The sequence below is a fragment of the Roseofilum acuticapitatum BLCC-M154 genome, from assembly GCF_030068475.1.
In the GTDB taxonomy this organism is placed as follows: Bacteria; Cyanobacteriota; Cyanobacteriia; order Cyanobacteriales; family Desertifilaceae; genus Roseofilum; species Roseofilum acuticapitatum.
Map to the genome: position 1 here is coordinate 22,490 of NZ_JAQOSP010000041.1, position 20,376 is coordinate 42,865.

A 20,376-nucleotide genomic window follows, 5' to 3' on the forward strand; every position below is an offset into this window, starting at 1 on the left:
AAAATATGCCCTACAGCCAGTTCACCACCATCACCAAAGTCAAAGAAGCCTTCAGCCTCACCACAGTAGAAGGGGTGCGCTTTTTTCCAGACCTCCCACCCATTGAACCGAGTCAAACCCTTTCAGAAACCCTGAGCGAAACCCTTCCCCTAGCGGTAGCAACGGGTAGTGAAAAAGCCCGTTCCGAGTTAATCATTAGTCCCCTTTTAGTCGAAGTGCGCCGTATTCTTAAGCGTCAAATTAGTCTATTTTCTGGGGAAGAATTTAATGTTGATGAATCTTTAGGACTCAATGGGCGCTGTGACTTTCTGATTAGTCACTCTAGGGAACAATTGGCCATTGAAGCCCCAGCGATTCTGATTGTAGAAGCCAAACAAGCGGATCTGAAAACCGGAATTGGTCAATGTTTGGCGGAAATGGTCGCTGCCCAACAATTTAATCACAGTAAACAAAACCCTTTACCGACAATCTATGGTTCAGTAACCAATGGCTTCCAATGGCAGTTTTTAAAGCTGGCAGGTACTGAAGTAACAATTGATCTCAATCTTTATCCTCTGCCCCCCGTGGAGACGATTTTAGGGATGTTCATTTGGATGGTAAATGAAGGGAATTGATCTCAAATCCGTTACCCATTGTTAATTGTTAATTGACATTATGCCCTACAGCCAGTTCACCACTATTACTAAAGTGAAGGAAGCGTTCAGCCTAACCACAGTGGAAGGGGTGCGTTTTCTGCCGGACATTGAGCCAGTGTCCCCCAGTCCCATTTTACAGGGTCTGTTGGAAACCAATATTCCTTGGGCGATCTAGTTCAGTAAAGATCTGATTTTCCTCAGTCCGTTGCATAAAACCCTGGAGTCATCCCAACAAATTAATAGCAAGGGAAAAGCTACTCATTGACCTCTGTTGTAGCCAATACCTTGCTGCTGAAACAAGATTGTGCAACATTCTGAGGAAATCACCATGAAATTCGCCACCCAACTTCCCCAAGCTCTCGTTAAAGTTAGTTTAGCGGCTGCTGTTCTTTTACTCGCCAATGGCTGCTATCAACCAGAATCCCTTACTCCAGAAACCTCAGAACCAACTCCCTCCATAGAAACGCCTTCAGAAACCCCCAATCCAGAACCTGCGGCTTCTCCATCATCCATACCTTCTGAGGAGAACGTATCTATTGACGTGCAAACCCAAAACCCTCCAGTTATTCCCTCTGTTCCAGACTCTAATTCCACTCAACCCATTCCCAATTCTCCCTTACCTCCTTCAACTTATCGGCCTCCTCAGATAGATTCTAGCAGTCCACTCGATGGAATTTGGAAATTGCAATATAGCGTTCATGGAATCATTTATCAAAGTGTCTTAAAGATGGAAGGCAATCAAGGAAAAATGCTCACTCGTTTCTTTAATGTCAATGCGGGACAACCCGAAGAAGTCGAACAAACCTTAAAGATTGAACCTTCTGCTCACGGACTCCTATTACTCGGTTCTAACCCCGTTTATCCAGGGACAAATACTCCCTATCCGACGTACAGTGCTGATAATTTTCTGTTTACTGTCAATCCAGATGGTTCACGATTTGCCTATACTTGTGATACAGCTAATCGATGTTCTCCCGTAGAAATGGAGTATGTGGGAGCGAGTTTTTAATTGTAGTCGATTCGATTAAGATTGATACAATTATGATTGGTCTATTGTAGGGGCGGGTTTGAAACCCGCCCCTACAATGTTTCATTGTTAATCAAATTAACTTATTTATTAGATTAAATCCTTAAATAGTTGCTACTGTCTGTGTACTGTAGAGACATGGTGGGTTCGTGCGGGTTTAGAAAAATAGTTGTCAGTCTACAAGATTTGCGTATAACCCGCCCCTACAAATTTTATATAGGCCAGAGTCGGAGTGCATAAATCTAGATTTCTCTCCCAATAGATAAGCACAAGAACAAATCAAGTTGAGGGAAACACCATGAATCCTACTGGAGACAACAAAAACAAAATTGAAACTATCCATGCAGAACTGGAAGCCCAAAAGTTAACCCAAATGGTTAAACTCTCTGAGAAGAGTTTGTGGGCTACGATTGCTCTGGGTATTGTTTTTCCTATCGGAGGATATATTTATACTAGGCGCTGGCTGTCGGGTTTGGGATTTATGCTCGGAGGTATGGGTTTGGCGATCGCCGTTTACGCGGTCGAGCCAGACCAGTACAGAGCCGATCCCATGGCGTTCACATTATGCTCGCTTTACGGTGCGATCGTTTCCCCCCTCGATAATAGTCGTGCGATTTCCCGCGCTCGTGAACGAGTCAGCGATCTATCGGAGTAGATCTGGCTCAATCTGAATAGCCTATCCTACGGTAAACCCCCAGTTCTTAACCAACTGGGGGTTTTCTTTAACGCTACAAATTGCCAAAACAGCTTTTGGGTTGATCTGCATAATTTCTTGAACCTTTCCCTATAAGAGTACAGAAGCTAATCAAGCTTCAGGTTCAAATTCACTCTACTCGTTCATTCCAGGAGCAACGTTATGAATTCTTTTATCACCTCTTCTCTGCAATCTGTTTACCAAGCTACTACCAACTTTATGAAACCTAAAGCTACAGTTAAAACCGCGATCGCCCTCTTTTCTGGTCTGCTAGTTGCTGCTCCTACCGCCGCGTTTGCGAACCGCTATACGGATGTCGTCTACCAACAGTTAATGGATGCTGCTATTGGTTTGGGTATTTTAAGTAACTATCAAGTGGTTGATACTCCTTATGTAAATACCTTAGATGATAATCGCTCAGAAACGATCTCCGTCACCCTTTATTCTGGCCACTCCTATGCTCTACTGGGAGTGTGCGATCAAGATTGCCGAGATCTAGACCTGTATCTCTACGATGGCTATGGGAACTTAGTTGATTCTGATACCAGCAGAGATGATTATCCCATCGTTGAGGTGTCACCTAGCCGGAGCGGTCGTTTCTATGTTAAAACTTCGATGGCCAGTTGTTCAGCGTCTTACTGCTATTATGGCGTGGGTCTGTTTGGGAGATGATAAATAATACTAATTTTTTCTTGAAAAATAAGTATATTAACTGAATTAATCACTTCAGCAAAACTGAAGTGATTAATTGCTTTAGAGTCTAAAGAGCTATAACTTTAAATGAATGACTCCCGTGCCATGAATTCCACCCTGGGGATTAAGGGATCTTGAACTAACCCGACTCCCTGATATCCCCAACGATTTAAGAGAGCGCTTAATTGGGAACTTACTAAGGTTTCTACTGCAAATTTCTGGGTTAAATCGGGGGCGTGGGTGTTGAGATAACTGTAAGCTTCAAAGTCTTGTTGAAAGAGTAATATATATTGGTTATCTCCAAGATGAGCGGTGATGTATTGACCGTCATTTTTAGAGCGAATGAGATAATAGGTTTGAAAAGCCATAAATAGGTTTATTTGAGGTCTTCTAAGCGAATACGAGGGTCAGCGAACTTTAACATGAGGTCGGCAATTAGGTTGCCGATAATGAGCATGACTGCTCCCATCATCAGGCTGGCCATAATTAAGTATAAATCTTGGGATTGCACGGCACTGAGAATTAAGCGCCCTAAACCTGGCCAGTTAAAGAAAAATTCGGTAATAAAGGAGCCACTTAATAAGCTGGCAAACTCAAAACCTAACAGGGTGATTAGGGGGTTGATGGCGTTGCGGAGAGCATGAACATAAATAACCCGATTTTCGGGTAATCCTTTAGCGCGAGCGGTGCGAATATAATCTTGGCGCAAAACGTCTAGAAATTGTCCTCTGGTGAGGCGTTGGAGTCCGGCAAATCCGGTGATACTAAGAGCTAAGACGGGTAAAATCATGTGCCAACCAATATCCAGGATTTTGCCGGGTAACGTGAGGTCAGAAAAATAGATGCTGGTCATGTCTCCGACGGGTAAGAGGGGGGATACACTTTGGGCAAAAAAGAGGAGCGCTAGGGCAGTAATAAAGCTGGGAAATCCTTGGCCAATGTAGCTGAGAACTCGGAGACTTTGATCGAGTTTTGTGTTTTGTTTGAGAGCAGCAATAATACCTAATGGAAGGGCGATCGCCCAGTTAATCACTAGAGATATAATCGCTAACAGGAGGGTATTGGCCATCCGTTCCCACAGTAGCGAGGCTACGGAGCGCTGATAGACAAAACTCTGTCCAAAATCTCCGTATCTTAAAATACGCCACAGCCAGCGAAAATACTGTTCATAAGCAGGCTTATCTAAGCCAAATTGTTGGGAGAGTTGTTCCAGGGTTTCGGGGGAAATTTGGGGATTTTGCCGCAGGGTATCGATGTAGTTACCAGGGGCAAGTTGAATAATGGTAAAGCTTAGGGCAGAGGCTAATAACAGGGTGATTAATCCTTGTAAAACCCGCTTGCTAATGTAAAGGAAGACTTCGTTACTAAAGAGTCCCCGGAGATTGTAGGAGAGGGTAGAGTTCATGGATTGGAATGGGGGAGTGGGGGAATGGGGGAATGGGGAGACACGGCAATTACCTATTACCTATTACCCATTACTTATGACCCAATTAGTATTGGATGAGACTAATAATGGGGACATCGGGGAGGTTTTTGCGTCCTTCTAATGCTCCTAATTCAATGACGAAGACAAATCCGGCTAAGATGGCTCCGGCTTGTTCAATGAGTTCGGCGGTGGCTTTTGCGGTTCCCCCAGTAGCGATGAGGTCATCAACGACTACGACGCGATCGCCGTTTTTTAAGGCATCTTGATGCATTTCTAACTGATCCTGGCCATATTCGAGATCGTAACTCTGTTGGTAAACTGGGGCGGGCAGCTTTTTCGGTTTGCGTACTGGAATAAAGCCACAATTCAATTGATACGCCACTGGTGTACCAAAAATAAAGCCCCGTGACTCCATGCCCAAAATATAGTCCGGAGAGAGTTCTCCACAGCGTTGTGCCAAGAGATCGATGGTGGAGCGAAACCCTTGGGGGTGCTTCAACAGCGTAGTAATATCGCGAAACAAGATCCCCGGTTTCGGAAAATCGGGAATATCGCGAATGAGAGCCTGAATGTCTTGAATATCCATAATCCAATACTTTTGTGATGATCGAGTTATAGGAGTGTACGCTTCCAAATCCTAACCGATCGCCAGGCCAAATCTATAATAGAGAAGCACGCGATCGCCTCTAGGGGTTACTCTAGAACAAAGGGTGAGCGATCCGGTAATATGCACTTAGTATCCTAGACTAACTCCTAAACTATTTATTAGCGATCGTGTTCCCCTTGGATGGTCTAATTAACCTGGTTCATTCGTCATCAGAGATCCTGATAGTATGCCCTGGCAGTTGAACAGTTCAGCACAAGGGCAGTCGCTAACACGATTTGAATGTTTCTTGAGAACCCAATGCAAACCAACAGTCCACCCCTGAATACTACTCCCCTAATTCTGGAGAATTTGGTCGATCCGCCCCTCAATTCCTCAGAATGTCCCCGTCGTACTCGCTGGCATCTCGATTTAATTCTGCTGGCTCTCGAAGCCCTCGATTTAGGTGGCTCAGAAGCTATGCTCGCTGCGTCCCAAACCCTGCAACTCCAAGAAATCATTAAAAATCGTGTGACTCTATGGCGCTTACGCAGTTCTAACCCCTTTCGCCGTGCCCATATGCGCCGTTCTCTCAGTTTAGAAGAAGCCAAAGCATTAGTGGCGATCGCCGCTACTCTTGCCCGTAAACGCACCGTCCTCATCCGTCAACTGCTGGTTGCCTACGACCAACTCCAAGACAGAAATTTGTCTGTAGAACATCATTTTCGCCTTTCCGAATACCTCGATCGCTTCCGCGCTCATTTTCGCTCGCGTATGAACCTTAAACGCTCTGCCTTAGCCAAATATGAAGACGATCAAACCCTCAATGAACTGGGCATATCTTTGCTCAGTCAACTGCTGTTTTGCACCGGAACAAAAGGAATGCAACGACTATGGATGAGCTTATTTGATGGAGAAGTAGCATGAGTATCGAACGTCAATATCGTTTACCCAACTGCACCTTGACCCTCTGGGGATGGAGTGATGCGAACGAGGGAAGTTCCTTAGACTTCCAGTCCCTATCCATGCTCACCAATGCAGAATGTCAAATTGCCGGAGTCAAATTAACCGGGGGAAAAGAATTTTTTGAAAGCCTGGTTTGGGCAGTCAGCGCCTATGCTCAACAAGTCTTAAGTGGGGTTGCCTATCCCCAAGACCATCTCCCCGGCCCTAAATGGATACATTTAGAAAAACTCAGCGGCCACTACCATCGCCTGTGCCTAGTCCATCATAGCCCCGATCCTGCTGCCACTGCCGCGAACCCTACAGAAGTTAAATTAAGCGATGTGCAACTGTTTGACCTGGTAGAAGCAGTGGATCAATTTTTTGCCGATACCCAAACCCTACCGAGTCTCTCTTGGTCTCTGGCTCCCACCCCTAAACGCTATGTGCAATCCACTATTCCTGTGAGTCAACGGGCTGCTCCTGCGGCATTAGGGGTCGTGGGTTTGGCGGTGGCTGCTGGGGTGTTTCTGATGATGCCCGTGCCTACGGTTAACCGGCCCAATCAAGTGGAGGAAGTTAAACCCTCTAGTTCTTCTGAGTCCGGAGACTCGGATCTCCCGCCTTCCCCTTCCCCCAATACGGATGGGAATGAACAAGGGCGTAATGGAGAAGGGGCTTTAAATGTTTCTGATTCGAGTACGGTTAATCCTTTGAACACTGAGCGTTCATCACGACAACCGATTGAAGATATCGATCGCCTAGTAGAACAGCGATCCTCAATTAACGATCCCACAGAAATAGGGAGTTTAAACCGGAGATTACATGAAGATATTGACCGAGCTTGGCAAAGTCGCGAGGATTTAGAGAAGGATTTAACCTACCGGGTGGCCGTGGGAGAGGATGGCGCAATTTTGGGCTATCGAGGAACTGATGCAGCCATGAGTCCCCAAGATGATCAATTAACTCCGTTGTTAGAGTTAGCTTATATTCCGACGGCCGATGGGGGGACGGAAACGGAATCTATTGCCGAGTTTAAGGTGGTCTTTCGGAAAAAAGGGGTGGTTGAAGTTAGTCCTTGGAATGGTTTTCCCCCAGGTTCTCAAAGTTTAGGCCCGGAAATTACCGATCCGTTTTTGCTGGAAAATTTGAATGAGGAACTCTATGACCAAATCGATCGGGCCCGGATTCGGAAAGTGGATTTTCCCAGGGAACTGAATTATCGGGTGGCGGTGAAACGAGATGGGGAGATTGCTGATTATGAAGCGCTGAATCAAGCGGCGTTTGATTATTTGGATCGAACTCCTCTACCGAGTTTACTGCAAGTGACTGAAAATACTAACTCTGCTGGAGAGCAAGACAGTGCGAATGAACCTTTAGCTCAATTTAAGGTGGTGTTTACTGCGGAGGGGATTTTACAGGTGAGTCCTTGGCGGGGATATTATGGGGTTAATTGAGTTTTTTTGCTGTTTTGAATCTGGGGTAGGCTGGATAAAGCCCGTTGTAAATGGTCTAGGGTAATGGGGGTTTCTGGGGATTCAAGGGTGGCGAAAATAGTGGCTTTATGGGCGATCGCCTGAATTTGTCCTCCAGTGAGTTTCCAGCGCTGTGCTATCTGTTCCCAGTTTAAGGATGAACTGACTTGAATAGGGGGAGGAAAGGCTTTTTGCCAGAGTTGGAGGCGATCGCCTGCTTGGGGAAGGGGAAAGACTAAAATTTGCTCGATTATGCCTTCTCGAATCCATTTTTGTAACCCAATAGACCCTTGATAGGCGGGATCGAGGGTTAAAATAGTGATTCCTGGCTGTTGCTGGCGATCGCGCAAAAAGGGAGTGATGGAGGCTTGAATGCCTCGTTTTAACCACAAATGAGCCGATTTAATCAGCAAAAGGGGAGCCTTGAGAGCCTGAAGATCGGATAATCCGGCGATCGGATCGGGCCAAAGCTGAAGATCGACTTGCGTGATATTTTGGTTAACCTCAGTGGCGATCGCTTCAGTCGCCGTAGCTTTTCCGGTTCCAGCTATTCCCGAAAATACAGTAATTTCTCCCGGATGGATTGCCCCCCGATCCTGTTGATATCGGTAAGCGATATACTTGAGATTTTCTTGTAAAGTCGAAGACACTATTAAATCTGACCAAGATTTTTGGGGGCTATAGGATTGAAGCTTGAGCGCTTCTCTTTTTGGGTATAATAAGTATTCTAAACTTTGCTCATCGGGGCGATCGGCTAACAGATAGTTAATTAATCTCGGCGCAAGTTTAACCCCACTATGTAAAAAAGTCTCGGAGTTTGGCGGCCAAAATTCGACTAAACCCAATTGAGTTAAAATTGATGTAGAAGTGAGACAAATTCGGGCTTCTCTCCATTGATGATCTCCGCGACAAAATAAGCGTAAGATCAGATCCACTGTGGGTAAATCACTCTGCTGATTATCTTGTAAATACTGGTAAAGACGGGAATAGCGATGATTGACTTCTGGGGCTAAACTGGCTAATACGAGATGTTTTTCAAATAGAGTTAAAGGGGCGCGATCGCACAGCAAAGGTAATCCTAATTTTATCCCCTGCTCATGGCTGGCGATAATCTTTTCTTGGAGTTGCTGCTGATAGTTTAAGCCCTCTGACTTATGGGCAAAGACTTCGAGTTTACCGATCTCATCTCGTCCCACCGTTCCTTCTAGGGTAACTAAGCCTTTCCACCAATCACTACTGGCGCGATCGCCTGGAGTTTTAGCCACCCGATCGATGGCTGTTCTCTCCCGTTGTCGTCTAGCGACAGCTAAACGGAGAATGCGATCGAGCCAATTGAACTCGGTTCTTAAATAGCCCCAGTTATCACTAAAAGCAGTGGTGCGATCGCTTGACATTCTTCAGTTTTCCTTTCTATCTACCGTGGAACTGAGGAATTGACAGACTTGGGGGGTTAAGACTTGGGCAGCGATCGCATGGCCGCGATCGTTCCAATGTCCCCCACATTCTACTGCATTAGCAAACCCATGTAAGCAGACCTGGTTCTCTTGGGCGTAGGTTTGCAGAGTGGGCGCTAAATTGACCACCGGAAAATTGAGGCGATCGCCTAAAGCCTTAATCCGATGATCGGGGTAAAATAAATCCGTAATTCCATTACTAGCAACAAACCCATCCCGAAAAGCTGGATTGGGGTTCACTTGCACCTCATTGGTTAAAGTAACCACCATCAACTCTGCATTTTTTTCTTGCACTTCTTGATGCATTAACCCCATTACATCCTCGGTCACTCGCCAAGCATTTTCCCAAGTCTCATCCTCTGGTTCCCGATACAAATAATTATAAGTATACTGGCGCAGAGCTTCTAATTCTCGGTTTTTCATATCCTTTTCCACATTTCGCACCAACTGCAAAATCCGAGAATGATTCACTAACCAACTGGGCAACATATCCACCCGCGATAGATTATAGGGCGGTAGGGTTTTATCGGGATTGCGGAAGGACATATCTAGCTCTAACTGGCCCTGAGTGTTATAGACAAAATAGGGACGATTGCGAGCATCTAAAGGTTTATAATTATCGGCGATATCATTACCGGTAAATACGGCTAATAAGATCATATCCGGGCTATAGGGCCATACATCTCGACGCAAGCGTAATAATTCTTGTGCGGTTCCATAGTTGGTTACGCCAAAATTAATCACCTCTGGGGTTTTTCCCTGGAGTGCCGGACACTTTTGTAAGCCTTGTTCCATTAACCACCAATAGGTTTGTTCTAGGGGCACTTGTAGGGCTTCCGAAAAAGAATCCCCTAAAATGGCAATGCGGAAGGTATTGGGCGGTTTTTCTAGAGGATGTTCGCGATCGCGCAATCCAACACTATTAATCTCAATATAGGCTTCTCCCTCTGCTGTCCACCATCCCGACACCCCCGGTTGATGACTCCATCCCAAATCCTCATCCGTTTGGAAAAAGTTCGGTTGAGGGCTTCCCGGTGCAGGTTTGGGGGGTGTATTTCTCTGGGAAGGCAGAATATTTTCCTGTACTGGAGGGGGTGAAGGTGCGGGAGTGGGAGAGGGTTCTACAGGAGAAGGAGTCGGTTCTGGAGAACTCGATGCTTGGGGTTGGGGTTTGGCTTGAGGGGGAATATTAGCGATGCGTAACCCCACTTCAGCCATTAATAGGGCAAAGAGTACACTTCCTGCGGCTAACCCCAGGTTCCCCATCCATGTTTTTAACCCGTTTGTCTTCATTGAGCGTTTGAGCGTTGAGAGTTCTAGAAGCTCTGATTTTAGCAGTTGGTTGAACCGGTGATGGGAAATGACACCCTAATCACAAGGATGCAATCGACTTACTCCCCTACGAATGCGTAACCATTCACTGGCTAATCGGGTTTCCCCTGGTTGAATTCGGCGATCGCCTAATTGGGGATTTCGAGCATAAAATATGGCATCAGCCACCCGATCTAAATCTTGGCTCTCTAAGTTCACACCATCGCGAGATAAGCTATCATAACTTGCCAAACCGACTGAATGCCCCAGCCTACTTTGACATCCATGATTCTCGGTGACTAGAAGCTCATTCATTACCCTTTGAATGGCATTCCATTCTTGGATATACTCAGTTTCATCCGGTCTAATTTTGCGCTCTGACAGTTGGGGATTGACACTGTAGAAAAAATGATCTGTCCAGTCATCAATCGCCTCTGATGGGATTGACTTTCGAGCCTCCGTCATATACCCCATTTCTTGTAGGAAGGTGCGTAACTCCGAAAAAAATGAACGGCGATCGTCATGCTGATAAACTTGCTCTATCCGTTGCCAGCCATCTTCTGATTCTCCCAGTAAATATTTAGTGGCTAAATACGCCCCTAAAAAGCCCCGCACATTAGAGGGATCATCTCCATATTCTTGCTTTCTCTGTTGATAATATTTCCAGAGTTGAGTGGCATGGCTATAAACCTCTTCAGGAAAAAGAGTAGTAACTTCTCTCAAACCGTCTGAATCATATTGCCAAATTTGGGGAGGAAAGCCAGAATTAGCATAAGCCGTAAATGCATAAGCAAAACGAGAATCCATGCTGTCAAATTCTATGATGCCATCGCCATCTAAATCTTTGAGGATAGGGATAGCGGCTCCATCTCCCCAGTCATGGGTAAGATAAGTATAGGTTTCAGAGGCTGGATCGTAGCGGTAAATCAGGGAGTAGAAACAACAGTGAGCGCCACCAGTAAAGAGAGTTAATATAATTTCGGGTTCTGAATCTCCATCTAAATCTTGAACCCAAGAGGACGGATTATTTTCGCGAAAGTAGGGGCGATCGAATTCTTCACTTCTTCTAGGGACGAGCTGATTGAAGAGGATTTTACCCTCTCGAACAATTTTTAAGCGCAGGTTCAAAGCGCGAAAACTATTTTCTTCTTGGTCATAGGAAATTTCGGCTTCAACATTCTGGAATTCAGCCCTGTGAATGGTGGCATGGGCTTTTTCTGGAGTGAGGAGGAATAGGGCGCTAATGAGAGCAGAAATTCCACAGGTTAATAAGGAGGATGTGTTCATCTTACAGTTTCTTTGAGTTAATTGTAGTGTCATGACCGCACTAAAATAGGGCATTAGCGTAGGGTGGGTTAGGCGGCTAAAGCCTAGACTGTGAAAGCAATCTATCAATCCGTCGTAACCCACCATTTTAGGGTTGTCACTACAGTAGTTTGGAATGACTCTATTAGAGAAAGGCTATAGTGAAATGTTTGAGCTAAATATAACGCATCATCCTCCAATTTGGGACATGGTGCGAGTATATGTGCCTTGTGTTCCAGAGTCTCGTTGCTTGAAATTAATTTCTGGTTTAATTTGTAGGAGATCGGCGACTTGTTGGCGTAATTCGGTTAAAGGAGTGTGCGATCGCAACCCAGTTTTGAGATCGATCTGTCCCGTTTCATTGAGCAGACAGGGACGCAACCAACCATCTGCCGATAATCGCATTCGATTACAGCGATCGCAAAAACATTCAGACATTTGACTAATAAATCCTAATGTTCCCTGAGCGCCAGGAATTTGGAACACATCAGCCGGCCCATTTCCTCGCACCTCACCTTCCGTAAGTCCCCAACGCTCCCGAATTCTCTGGCGCAATTCCTCCGAAGGTATCCAGGCTCGCTCGGTAAATAAATGATCATTGCCAATAGGCATAAACTCAATAAATCTTACATGCCATTGCCGCTCTAGGGTCAATGCTGCTAAATTTAACACCTCATGGTCATTGACCCCAGGAATCACCACCACATTCAATTTTAAGGGATTGAACCCCACCTCATACGCCTTCTGAATCCCTGCCCAGGTGCGTTCCCAGCGACTTTTCCCCCGATTGCCGATAATTTGGTCAAATGTCTCTGGTTCTAGGGAATCCAGGCTAATATTAATCCGTCTTAAACCCGCATCATAGAGGTCTTGTGCCAGGGTATCGAGTAAGAATCCATTGGTGGTCATGGCTAAATCTTGGGTTTGGGGCAGTTGGGCAATTTCCCGCACCAAATCAACGACACCGGGACGCAGTAAAGGTTCACCTCCAGTCAAACGAAAGCGAGTAAAGCCTACGGGGATAAATACCTCATTTAAGAGGGTGAGCAGTTCATCAGCAGTGAGGAGATCTTGACTTAAAATATAGTTGAGTTCTTCCCCCGTCGGCATACAATATTCACACCGAAAATTACATCGGTCAATTAAGCTAATGCGAAGGTAATCTACGGTATTCATAAGTATTGACAAGAAGGATCGGATGAGCTAATAAAACGTATTCTAGATACTTTTCTCCGTATTTTTCAATCGGGACAAATTAGCGCGGGCATTTCTTCTCCACATTTCGGGTTTGATGCGTCTGAGAGCAGAAGCGCGAAAGCGTCGATCCCACTCTTGTTCGGAGAGGTTGGCTAAATCGATCAGTTTGGGGGCAAGGTTTTCTGGATAGGGGTGGAAGTCTTGGATCTCGGTGGGTTTAGCAAATCTCTGATTCCAGGGACAAACCTCTTGACAAATGTCGCATCCTGCTACCCATCCGTTCAGGTTTTGGGCGATCGCCTCTGGCAGTTCTGTAGCCCGGTTTTCGATCGTGTGATAAGCAATACAGCGATTGGCATCCACCACAAAGGGTTCGGCGATCGCCCCCGTCGGGCAAGCCTGAATACAGCGCACACAAGTGCCACAATGCTCTGTATGGGGTTTATCCGGTTCTAAGGGCAAATTCGTCAAAATCTCCCCTAAGAACACCCAGGAGCCAAATTTACGGGTAATTAGATTACCATTTTTCCCCACCCACCCCAAGCCTGCCCTTTCGGCCCAGAGTTTATCTTGAACCGGGCCGGTATCCACATAGGCTTTAAGTTGGATATCTTGCCCCTGTTGCTGTAACCACCCACTCAAAGCCTTTAACTTTTTGCCCATGACTCGATGATAATCCCGTCCCCAAGCATAGCGAGAAATTTTGCCATACTCTAGCCCTTGGGGTTGAGCATAGGGAGCATAATAATTGAGTGATAAACTAATAATCGAAGCCACCTGGGGGAAGGCGGTGCGGATCTCTTGGCGTTTCGGATTAGCCATCCAATCCATGTCTGCATGATAGCCCTGAGCTAACCAGTTTTGTAGTCTTTGAGCTGCTTTTTGGGCGATCGCCCCCTCCACTACTGCTATCCCCACTTGACTGAAGCCCAGATCGAGCGCTTTTTCTTTCACCTGTTCTGAACTTAAGGTTCCAGAATCATCAGACATGAATCCTACCCAAACTCACCTTTTATGTCTGAGTTATTCTTTCTTCAAAGCGGGGACACTTGCTTCTAGTTTCAAGCAATTGCGACCCTCAATTTGCAAGCGATACTCGACTCTATCCATCAACCGATTCATAATCAGCCAGCCATAACCCCCTTCTTGTTTTTGCTCTGGATCGGGAGGTAAATAGGTGGCTAAATCATAGCCTTGACCATGATCCCAAACCTCTAGAGCAATATCACTATCCTTCATTTCTAAACACATCACCACCGGTAATTCTGCCTTTTCTTTATGGGCATGACGAACCACATTAGAATAGGCTTCTACTAAGGCTAATCGAAACCGAGTCGATTGTCTTGACCAATCCGGGGATTCCCCCAGTTCCACTTCCAAACAGCCCAATAACCAGGACTCAACTATTCCTAGAAATTTCAAATCGCTTGGTACATTTAGCTCAGTTTTCATCAGACCTACAAAACCTCCAAAGATAGCAGCGTTTGATCATCTTCTTGTATAGCATTATCTGCGCGAACACTATCAAGCAGTTGGGTTAAATTTAATTTTCCGGGTTGTTGAATCAACAGCCTCCATAACCCTTCTTGATTGAGCATAGCCTCCGAACTCGATTGACCTGCACCCGGATCTTTTGCTTCCGTAATGCCATCACTGGTGAGTAACAGCACATCTCCTGGTTCCATTTTCACTTGTCCAGACTGAGCCTTCCAAACAGGCAATATGCCCACCGGAATACCCCGCACTTTGAGAATATTGGGTTCTACCGTTACCGGTTCATTGGCAGCCAATTGCTCCATCAGTTTTTTGTGAGACCAAATCAGGGGATAAACATGGCCGGCACTGGCATAGGCGAGTTCCTGAGTTGAGGGACGATAGCGAGCTACTGCCATGGTGATGAAAGAGTTGTTATTCGTCAAATCATCAATCAGGGAACTATTGAGGTTGCGGATGACTTCATTCGGCTCCTGGGAGGTGTCCTGAGAGAGTTCTCGACGCAGTACGGAAATGGCACTAGCCATAAATAGGGCAGCCGGAACGCCTTTACCGGATACATCGCCAACGGCTACCCAAATATCGCCTTGGGGATGGACATAGACTTCAAAGAAATCTCCGCCGACTTCCCTTGCGGGATAGCAATAGGCTTGGACATCCACTGCATCAATTTCGGGCCAACTTTGCCGCAGCAGGTTTGCCTGAAATTGACGAGCAACTTCGAGTTCTGATTGCAATTGATTGGCGAGTTTAGTTGCTCTTTCATAGAGTTTGGCTTGGGAGAGCGCTAAGGAGGCTTGTTCGATGATGCTCTCTAGGAGTTGCACATCCTCATCGGGCCAAAGTCCATCGGTATCATATTGGTAGAGGGAGAGGATACCAAAGAGGTTCTCTTGATAGCTTAGGGGGACGGCTAAGTGCAGATAGGGGCGATCGCCTTCTCCATACCGTTGACTTTGGGTTTGATGACTCTCGAAAGCCGCTTCAATTAAGGCTTGAGAGTCTGGAGAATTGAGTAAATTGGTCTCGTCTGCCTCTTCAGACGGATTACGATAAGTAAACCGATGTTGGGTTAGCTTATTGTCTTCCACAGACTGAAGGCAACAGAAATCCGCTTCAAAATTCTTGCCCACTGTTTCGCTGATATTTTGCAACATGCTGTTGTAATCCAGCTTATCTCTGAGGGTGGTCATCACCGTATTTTGAATCGATTCCCGTCGTAGCGATCGCCTCAAATTATTGGTGCTTTGTTTAATCACATCATAGGTTTCTGAGGCTTGCTCAATTAAGGCCTTCAGTTCCGTCGGGTTCCAGGGTTTAACAATATACTTAAACACCTTGCCCGCATTAATGGCCTCAACCAGGTCTTCTACATCCGTATAACCTGTTAACAAGATGCGGATCGTATCTGGATACTGTTCTACCGTTTTTCCCAGAAACTCCGTACCATTCATTTCTGGCATCCGTTGGTCAGAGATAATGATCGCCATTTCTCCTTCTTGATCCAGAACCTCTAAAGCCACCTTTGCACTTTCAGCGCGGTAAACTTGAAAATCTCGTCGAAAGGTTCGATACAGTAGATCTAAGTTATCCCGCTCGTCATCAACGACCATTAATTTGGCCTTTTTGCTCCGTCTTTCTCGGCGTTCACCCTGACTCATGCCACGCTCCCATTGCAGGTTGGTTTGACACTATGGTACAGAAAGTCACCCAGTGGGGATAAGACTTTCGGTTTAACGGGCCCTTCAAAGCTGCTATCTTTACTAGATTTCATGAGGTTTGTCAAGGTCATCTCAATCTACAGGATCATTTGCTCCAAGCAGTTGACTATTTTGGGATATTGATCCGCATTATTAGACAGTTTACACTGACTCGACTAGCCCTGGATAGGGGGAGATGGGGGAATGGGGGGGATGGGGAGATGGGGGGATGGGGAGATGGGGAGATGGGGAGTGGGATATAACTAAGGAAAGGGAAATGGGCATCGCCCATAAATCTTAATAATTTATCCCTTGACAATTGCACAAAAATCTTTCAAGTTGACAAACTAGCTAGAGATTCATTCATCCATCTCAGCCGATCTATTCCCCCAATGCCCTATGTCAACTCTCGTTATTGTTGAATCTCCAACCAAAGCGCGAACCATCCGCAACTTTTTACCCACAGGCTATCAAGTGGAAGCCTCTATGGGTCATGTTCGTGACCTCCCCTCGGCGGCTGATGAAATTCCCGCCAGTGTTAAAGGCGAAAAATGGGCCCAATTGGGAGTCAATGTAGAATCGAACTTTGAACCGCTTTATGTGATCCCCAAAGATAAAAAGAAAGTGGTCAAGGAACTCAAGGATGCGCTCAAAAAAGCGGATGAGTTGATTCTGGCCACTGATGAAGACCGAGAAGGTGAAAGCATTAGCTGGCATCTGAAGGAACTACTAAAACCGAAGGTTCCCATCAAACGGATGGTCTTTCATGAGATTACCCAGGAAGCGATTCGGGCAGCCCTACAAAACTGCCGGGATATTGACTTGCAATTGGTTCATGCTCAGGAAACTCGGCGGATTTTAGACCGTTTGGTGGGGTATACGATTTCTCCTTTGTTGTGGAAAAAAATTGCGCCGAAGTTGTCTGCGGGCCGGGTGCAGTCGGTGGCGGTGCGGTTGTTGGTCGCTCGCGAGCGGGAGCGGCGAGGGTTTCATCAGGGGTCTTATTGGGATCTGAAGGCGACTTTAGAACAGACCAAAATGGCGTTTGAAGCCCGGTTAACCAGTCTAGATGGGACGAAGATTGCTACAGGTAGTGATTTTGATCCAGATACGGGGAAAATTATTAAAAATCGTAAGGTGAAGCTGCTGAATGAGGCGGAAGCGAAGGCGCTACAAAAGCAGTTAGAGGGGAAAACTTGGACGGTGACGGAGGTGGATGAAAAGCCGACGACGCGCAAACCTTCTCCTCCTTTTACGACTTCGACTTTGCAGCAGGAAGCGAACCGAAAATTGGGGTTGTCGGCGAAGGAGACGATGCGGACGGCGCAAAATTTGTACGAGCAGGGTTATATTACTTATATGCGGACGGATTCGGTACATTTGTCGAAGGAGGCGATCGCCGCCGCTCGCAGTTGTGTAGAACAGAAATATGGCTCGGAATATCTCTCGCCTCAACCGCGCCAATACAGCACGAAAACGAAGGGAGCGCAGGAAGCTCACGAAGCGATCCGTCCGGCTGGGAATCACTTCCGCACCCCCCAAGAGACGCGGTTAGAGGGTCGGGAAGGGAAGCTTTATGACCTGATTTGGAAGCGCACAGTGGCTTCTCAGATGGCGAACGCCCAGTTAACCCAAATTGCGGTTAATCTGCGAGTGGAAACGGCGGAGTTTCGTTCTTCTGGTAAGCGGATTAATTTTCCTGGCTTTTTCCGCGCTTATGTGGAAGGTTCGGACGATCCTGATGCAGCGTTGGAAAATCAGGAGGTGATTCTGCCTGAACTGAAGACAGGGGATCATCCTGATTGTAAACAATTGGAGGCGATCGGTCACCAAACTCAACCTCCGGCTCGGTATACGGAAGCCTCCTTAGTCAAAACCCTGGAAAAGGAAGGGGTGGGCCGTCCGAGTACCTACGCCAGCATCATTGATACGATTATCGGCAAGGGGTATGCCCAAATGATTAATAAGGCTCTTGTGCCTTCGTTTACGGCTTTTGCGGTGACGAACCTGCTAGAGCAACATTTTCCCGATTTGGTGGATACCCAGTTCACTTCGCGCATGGAGCAAACCCTAGATGATATTTCTACGGGGGAAGTGGATTGGTTACCCTATCTGAAAACCTTTTATCAGGGTGAAACGGGTCTAGAAACCCAGGTTAAGGAACGGGAGAGCCAAATCGATCCGAATACGGCCAAAACCCTGGAATTGGAAGGTTTAGAGGCGAAAGTCCGTTTAGGGAAATATGGCCCCTATGTGGTGGTGGAAAATGGTGAGGATGAACCGCTCACGGCTTCTATTCCTCCGCACCTCACTCCCGATACCCTCGATCGCGAACAGGTGCAAACTCTACTGAAGCAAAAAACGGAAGGCCCTGACTCTGTTGGTGTTCATCCGGAAATGGGAGAGGAAATTTTTATTCTCAATGGCAACTATGGCCCCTATGTGCAGCTTGGGGAGGTTTCGGAAGAGAATAAGAAACCTAAACGCGCTTCTCTGCCGAAGGGGATGAAACCGGAAGAGGTGACGCTAGAGATAGCTGTGGGTTTGTTATCTTTGCCGCGACTGTTGGGTAAGCATCCTGAAACGGGGGCTAATGTTAAGGCGGGGTTAGGTCGCTTTGGCCCCTATGTGGTTCATGACCAGGGTAAGGAGGGCAAAGAGTATCGCTCTTTGAAGAAGGAAGATGATATCTTAACGATTGGCTTGGATCGTGCCCTGGAATTACTGGCCCAACCGAAACGAACGAGGGGAGCGGGTCGCGGAAAGACGAAGGAACCTCTACGAGAGTTGGGCAAACACCCAGAGGATGGGGAGGTGATTAATGTCTATGATGGCCCCTATGGCCCCTATGTGAAGCATGGTAAGGTGAATGCGAGTGTACCCAAGGAGCGGCCGGTGGAAGAGGTCACTCTAGAAGAAGCTCTGGAGTTACTCAAGGCGAAGAAAGGGACGAAAACGACCAGTTCGCGGGGTCGTAAGAAGGCCTAATCCTCAATTTGTCTCTTCCCCCTCTTTTGTCTATTGGCTAGAAGAGGGGGAGTTTTTTCCTCAGAGCCTTGTGGAAAAACGCAAGATCCTGTGGAAAAAATGGGGAAAACTTGGTTCGATCGGGGGTGATACAGCGCTTTGCGCTGTGATGGGGGGATGAGGGGATGAGGGGATGAGGGGATGGGGGGATGGGGGGATGTAGGGATGAGGGGATGGGGGGATGGGGGAATGTAGGGAGCAAGATGCTCCCACTCCAGTAATATCACTCAGATTGAGGGAGTGCGGGCATCTTGCCCGCTAGTTTTTTCATGTCCGCTTGCGGAAACTGGACTTGATATGAGAGCGCCTAATTACTCACGGGTAAGGTAATGGTGATGGTGGTTTCTCCATCGGGTACACTGGCAATGGTTAAATCTCCTTGATGGATTTGGGCTATCCGTTTGGCGATCGCCAAACCTAAGCCTGAACCCTGTTGTTCGTGAAGCTTACGATTAAATTGCATATAGGCTCCTACTTGCTCGATTTGTTCTGGACTCATCCCCCGTCCGGAGTTGATAATAGTTAAGATGACGGAGCGATCTTTGACCTTTGTCGTTACCTGTACTGGGGTTCCATTTGGGGAGAATTTGAAGGCATTCTCGATGACTTCTTGTACCAGTTTATGCAGTTGAGTGACTTCGATCTGGACGGGAGCATCTTCTAATTGATATTTCAGATCGCTTAAACGCTGCCATTGGTCGGCAGTTATGCCGATTGCTTCTTCGACGGTATCGCGAATTGATTCAGTGGATTGGGAGCGCCATTGATTGATGCGATCGCTGTTTTTGCTGGCTAATTCCAAATCAGCATATAAGAGAAAATTCTGAATTAAACGGTGTAATCTTTTTCCCGATACCAGAATTTGCTCGGCCATCTCGCGGATCTCTTCTGGTTTTAAGTCTTCTGCTTCATAAATCATCAGTTCCGCAAATCCCATAATTCCATTGAGGGGAGTGCGTAATTCATGGGGAAGCGATCGCGTAATGCTCTGCCGTAGCTCATCCAATTGTCCCTGAGAAGCTTGTTTAATCCGGGCTTGTTTATCTAAACGGGTATTAATCGCTTTGAGCAATTCATCCGGTAAACAGGGTTTGGTTAAATAATCATCTGCTCCTAACTCCATACCAGAGCGGAGATCGTTTTTTTCTGCTTTCGCTGTTAAAAAAATAAAGGGAATCATCGCCGTTTTTGGGTCGGAGCGCAATTGCTCTAATACCCCATAACCATCTAATTGAGGCATCATTACATCACAGAGAATCAGATCCGGGATTTCAGTTTTAGCGATTTCTACCCCAATGCGGCCATTTTCTGCTCCTAGTCCTTCAAAATCCTCTGCTTCTAAGAGATCGAGAATATTTTCTCGAATCAGTTCTTCGTCTTCAATGACTAATACTTTAACCATCCCTATCGTCT

19 protein-coding genes are annotated in these 20,376 nt (G+C 46.5%); 8 read left to right on the plus strand and 11 right to left on the minus strand.

Features of this window, described 5'->3' with window-relative positions; genetic code table 11:
- The first annotated feature begins 5 nt into the window (after nucleotides 1-5).
- The 5 genes from PMG71_RS05915 (at nucleotide 6) to PMG71_RS05935 (ending at nucleotide 3,028) form a co-directional block, all read left to right on the plus strand.
- Nucleotides 6-614 (plus strand): hypothetical protein, encoded by a 609-nt coding sequence (locus PMG71_RS05915; RefSeq protein WP_283752729.1) that lies wholly within the window; start codon nucleotides 6-8, stop codon nucleotides 612-614.
- Nucleotides 615-654: 40 nt separating this feature from the next.
- Nucleotides 655-810 carry a hypothetical protein gene (locus tag PMG71_RS05920; protein WP_283752730.1) on the plus strand — a complete coding sequence of 52 codons (156 nt, stop codon included), beginning with the start codon at nucleotides 655-657 and terminating at the stop codon, nucleotides 808-810.
- A 153-nt stretch (nucleotides 811-963) separates the two neighbouring features.
- Complete coding sequence (locus PMG71_RS05925; protein ID WP_283752731.1) at nucleotides 964-1,644, plus strand: RodZ family helix-turn-helix domain-containing protein; 681 nt, start codon at nucleotides 964-966, stop codon at nucleotides 1,642-1,644.
- A gap of 316 nt (nucleotides 1,645-1,960) precedes the next feature.
- A complete protein-coding gene (locus PMG71_RS05930) occupies nucleotides 1,961-2,317 on the plus strand; it encodes a hypothetical protein (protein WP_283752732.1) in 357 nt (118 codons plus the stop codon).
- Between the two features lie 201 nt (nucleotides 2,318-2,518).
- Nucleotides 2,519-3,028: a hypothetical protein gene (locus tag PMG71_RS05935; RefSeq protein WP_283752733.1), complete on the plus strand. Its 510-nt coding sequence runs from the start codon at nucleotides 2,519-2,521 to the stop codon at nucleotides 3,026-3,028.
- Between the two features lie 104 nt (nucleotides 3,029-3,132).
- Here the strand turns inward: PMG71_RS05935 and PMG71_RS05940 are convergent, their stop codons facing one another.
- From PMG71_RS05940 to PMG71_RS05950, 3 genes are all read right to left on the minus strand, one after another.
- Nucleotides 3,133-3,417: a hypothetical protein gene (locus PMG71_RS05940; RefSeq protein ID WP_283752734.1), complete on the minus strand. Its 285-nt coding sequence runs from the start codon at nucleotides 3,415-3,417 to the stop codon at nucleotides 3,133-3,135.
- An 8-nt stretch (nucleotides 3,418-3,425) separates the two neighbouring features.
- Entirely contained in the window at nucleotides 3,426-4,454 is a 1,029-nt protein-coding gene (locus tag PMG71_RS05945) for an ABC transporter permease (protein WP_283752735.1), read from the minus strand.
- A gap of 85 nt (nucleotides 4,455-4,539) precedes the next feature.
- Nucleotides 4,540-5,061, minus strand: coding sequence for an adenine phosphoribosyltransferase (locus tag PMG71_RS05950; RefSeq protein ID WP_283752736.1), 522 nt, complete (start codon nucleotides 5,059-5,061; stop codon nucleotides 4,540-4,542).
- Between the two features lie 318 nt (nucleotides 5,062-5,379).
- On the opposite strand from PMG71_RS05950, the gene PMG71_RS05955 reads away from it, so the two are divergent.
- Both PMG71_RS05955 and PMG71_RS05960 read left to right on the plus strand, forming a co-directional pair.
- Nucleotides 5,380-5,985 carry a DUF3038 domain-containing protein gene (locus PMG71_RS05955; protein ID WP_283752737.1) on the plus strand — a complete coding sequence of 202 codons (606 nt, stop codon included), beginning with the start codon at nucleotides 5,380-5,382 and terminating at the stop codon, nucleotides 5,983-5,985.
- Entirely contained in the window at nucleotides 5,982-7,457 is a 1,476-nt protein-coding gene (locus PMG71_RS05960; RefSeq protein WP_283752738.1) for a DUF4335 domain-containing protein, read from the plus strand. Before PMG71_RS05955 ends, PMG71_RS05960 begins: the two co-directional genes overlap by 4 nt.
- Here PMG71_RS05960 and PMG71_RS05965 read toward each other — a convergent pair.
- The 7 genes from PMG71_RS05965 to PMG71_RS05995 form a co-directional block, all read right to left on the minus strand.
- Nucleotides 7,442-8,869, minus strand: a complete 1,428-nt coding sequence (locus PMG71_RS05965) for an ATP-binding protein (RefSeq protein WP_283752739.1) — start codon at nucleotides 8,867-8,869, stop codon at nucleotides 7,442-7,444. The two genes, PMG71_RS05960 and PMG71_RS05965, sit on opposite strands and share 16 nt — an antisense overlap.
- Nucleotides 8,870-8,872: 3 nt before the next feature.
- Nucleotides 8,873-10,195, minus strand: a complete 1,323-nt coding sequence (locus PMG71_RS05970; RefSeq protein ID WP_283752740.1) for an SGNH/GDSL hydrolase family protein — start codon at nucleotides 10,193-10,195, stop codon at nucleotides 8,873-8,875.
- A 102-nt stretch (nucleotides 10,196-10,297) separates the two neighbouring features.
- Nucleotides 10,298-11,527, minus strand: coding sequence for a hypothetical protein (locus PMG71_RS05975; protein WP_283752741.1), 1,230 nt, complete (start codon nucleotides 11,525-11,527; stop codon nucleotides 10,298-10,300).
- A gap of 207 nt (nucleotides 11,528-11,734) precedes the next feature.
- A complete protein-coding gene (gene moaA, locus PMG71_RS05980) occupies nucleotides 11,735-12,721 on the minus strand; it encodes a GTP 3',8-cyclase MoaA (protein WP_283752742.1) in 987 nt (328 codons plus the stop codon).
- A gap of 42 nt (nucleotides 12,722-12,763) precedes the next feature.
- The gene (gene queG, locus PMG71_RS05985) at nucleotides 12,764-13,732 is read right to left on the minus strand and encodes a tRNA epoxyqueuosine(34) reductase QueG (protein WP_283752743.1); all 969 of its coding nucleotides are present in this window, start codon (nucleotides 13,730-13,732) and stop codon (nucleotides 12,764-12,766) included.
- Nucleotides 13,733-13,765: 33 nt separating this feature from the next.
- Nucleotides 13,766-14,194: an ATP-binding protein gene (locus PMG71_RS05990; protein ID WP_283752744.1), complete on the minus strand. Its 429-nt coding sequence runs from the start codon at nucleotides 14,192-14,194 to the stop codon at nucleotides 13,766-13,768.
- Nucleotides 14,195-14,199: 5 nt separating this feature from the next.
- A complete protein-coding gene (locus PMG71_RS05995) occupies nucleotides 14,200-15,897 on the minus strand; it encodes a SpoIIE family protein phosphatase (RefSeq protein ID WP_283752745.1) in 1,698 nt (565 codons plus the stop codon).
- Nucleotides 15,898-16,335: 438 nt separating this feature from the next.
- On the opposite strand from PMG71_RS05995, the gene topA reads away from it, so the two are divergent.
- Nucleotides 16,336-18,924 carry a type I DNA topoisomerase gene (gene topA, locus PMG71_RS06000; RefSeq protein ID WP_283752746.1) on the plus strand — a complete coding sequence of 863 codons (2,589 nt, stop codon included), beginning with the start codon at nucleotides 16,336-16,338 and terminating at the stop codon, nucleotides 18,922-18,924.
- A 346-nt stretch (nucleotides 18,925-19,270) separates the two neighbouring features.
- On the opposite strand, the gene PMG71_RS06005 is transcribed toward topA, so the two are convergent.
- Nucleotides 19,271-20,365 (minus strand): hybrid sensor histidine kinase/response regulator, encoded by a 1,095-nt coding sequence (locus PMG71_RS06005; RefSeq protein ID WP_283752747.1) that lies wholly within the window; start codon nucleotides 20,363-20,365, stop codon nucleotides 19,271-19,273.
- Between the last annotated feature and the right edge of the window lie 11 nt (nucleotides 20,366-20,376).

Coding starts and splice junctions, on each gene's coding strand:
- PMG71_RS05935 (WP_283752733.1), top strand. CDS start 2,519: ATGAATTCTTTTATCACCTCTTCTCTGCAATCTGTTTACCAAGCTACT.
- PMG71_RS05960 (WP_283752738.1), top strand. CDS start 5,982: ATGAGTATCGAACGTCAATATCGTTTACCCAACTGCACCTTGACCCTC.
- PMG71_RS06005 (WP_283752747.1), bottom strand. CDS start 20,365: ATGGTTAAAGTATTAGTCATTGAAGACGAAGAACTGATTCGAGAAAAT.
- PMG71_RS05925 (WP_283752731.1), top strand. CDS start 964: ATGAAATTCGCCACCCAACTTCCCCAAGCTCTCGTTAAAGTTAGTTTA.
- PMG71_RS05950 (WP_283752736.1), bottom strand. CDS start 5,061: ATGGATATTCAAGACATTCAGGCTCTCATTCGCGATATTCCCGATTTT.
- PMG71_RS05955 (WP_283752737.1), top strand. CDS start 5,380: ATGCAAACCAACAGTCCACCCCTGAATACTACTCCCCTAATTCTGGAG.
- moaA (WP_283752742.1), bottom strand. CDS start 12,721: ATGAATACCGTAGATTACCTTCGCATTAGCTTAATTGACCGATGTAAT.
- PMG71_RS05970 (WP_283752740.1), bottom strand. CDS start 10,195: ATGGGGAACCTGGGGTTAGCCGCAGGAAGTGTACTCTTTGCCCTATTA.
- topA (WP_283752746.1), top strand. CDS start 16,336: ATGTCAACTCTCGTTATTGTTGAATCTCCAACCAAAGCGCGAACCATC.
- PMG71_RS05915 (WP_283752729.1), top strand. CDS start 6: ATGCCCTACAGCCAGTTCACCACCATCACCAAAGTCAAAGAAGCCTTC.
- PMG71_RS05965 (WP_283752739.1), bottom strand. CDS start 8,869: ATGTCAAGCGATCGCACCACTGCTTTTAGTGATAACTGGGGCTATTTA.
- queG (WP_283752743.1), bottom strand. CDS start 13,732: ATGTCTGATGATTCTGGAACCTTAAGTTCAGAACAGGTGAAAGAAAAA.
- PMG71_RS05940 (WP_283752734.1), bottom strand. CDS start 3,417: ATGGCTTTTCAAACCTATTATCTCATTCGCTCTAAAAATGACGGTCAA.
- PMG71_RS05945 (WP_283752735.1), bottom strand. CDS start 4,454: ATGAACTCTACCCTCTCCTACAATCTCCGGGGACTCTTTAGTAACGAA.
- PMG71_RS05990 (WP_283752744.1), bottom strand. CDS start 14,194: ATGAAAACTGAGCTAAATGTACCAAGCGATTTGAAATTTCTAGGAATA.
- PMG71_RS05975 (WP_283752741.1), bottom strand. CDS start 11,527: ATGAACACATCCTCCTTATTAACCTGTGGAATTTCTGCTCTCATTAGC.
- PMG71_RS05920 (WP_283752730.1), top strand. CDS start 655: ATGCCCTACAGCCAGTTCACCACTATTACTAAAGTGAAGGAAGCGTTC.
- PMG71_RS05995 (WP_283752745.1), bottom strand. CDS start 15,897: ATGAGTCAGGGTGAACGCCGAGAAAGACGGAGCAAAAAGGCCAAATTA.
- PMG71_RS05930 (WP_283752732.1), top strand. CDS start 1,961: ATGAATCCTACTGGAGACAACAAAAACAAAATTGAAACTATCCATGCA.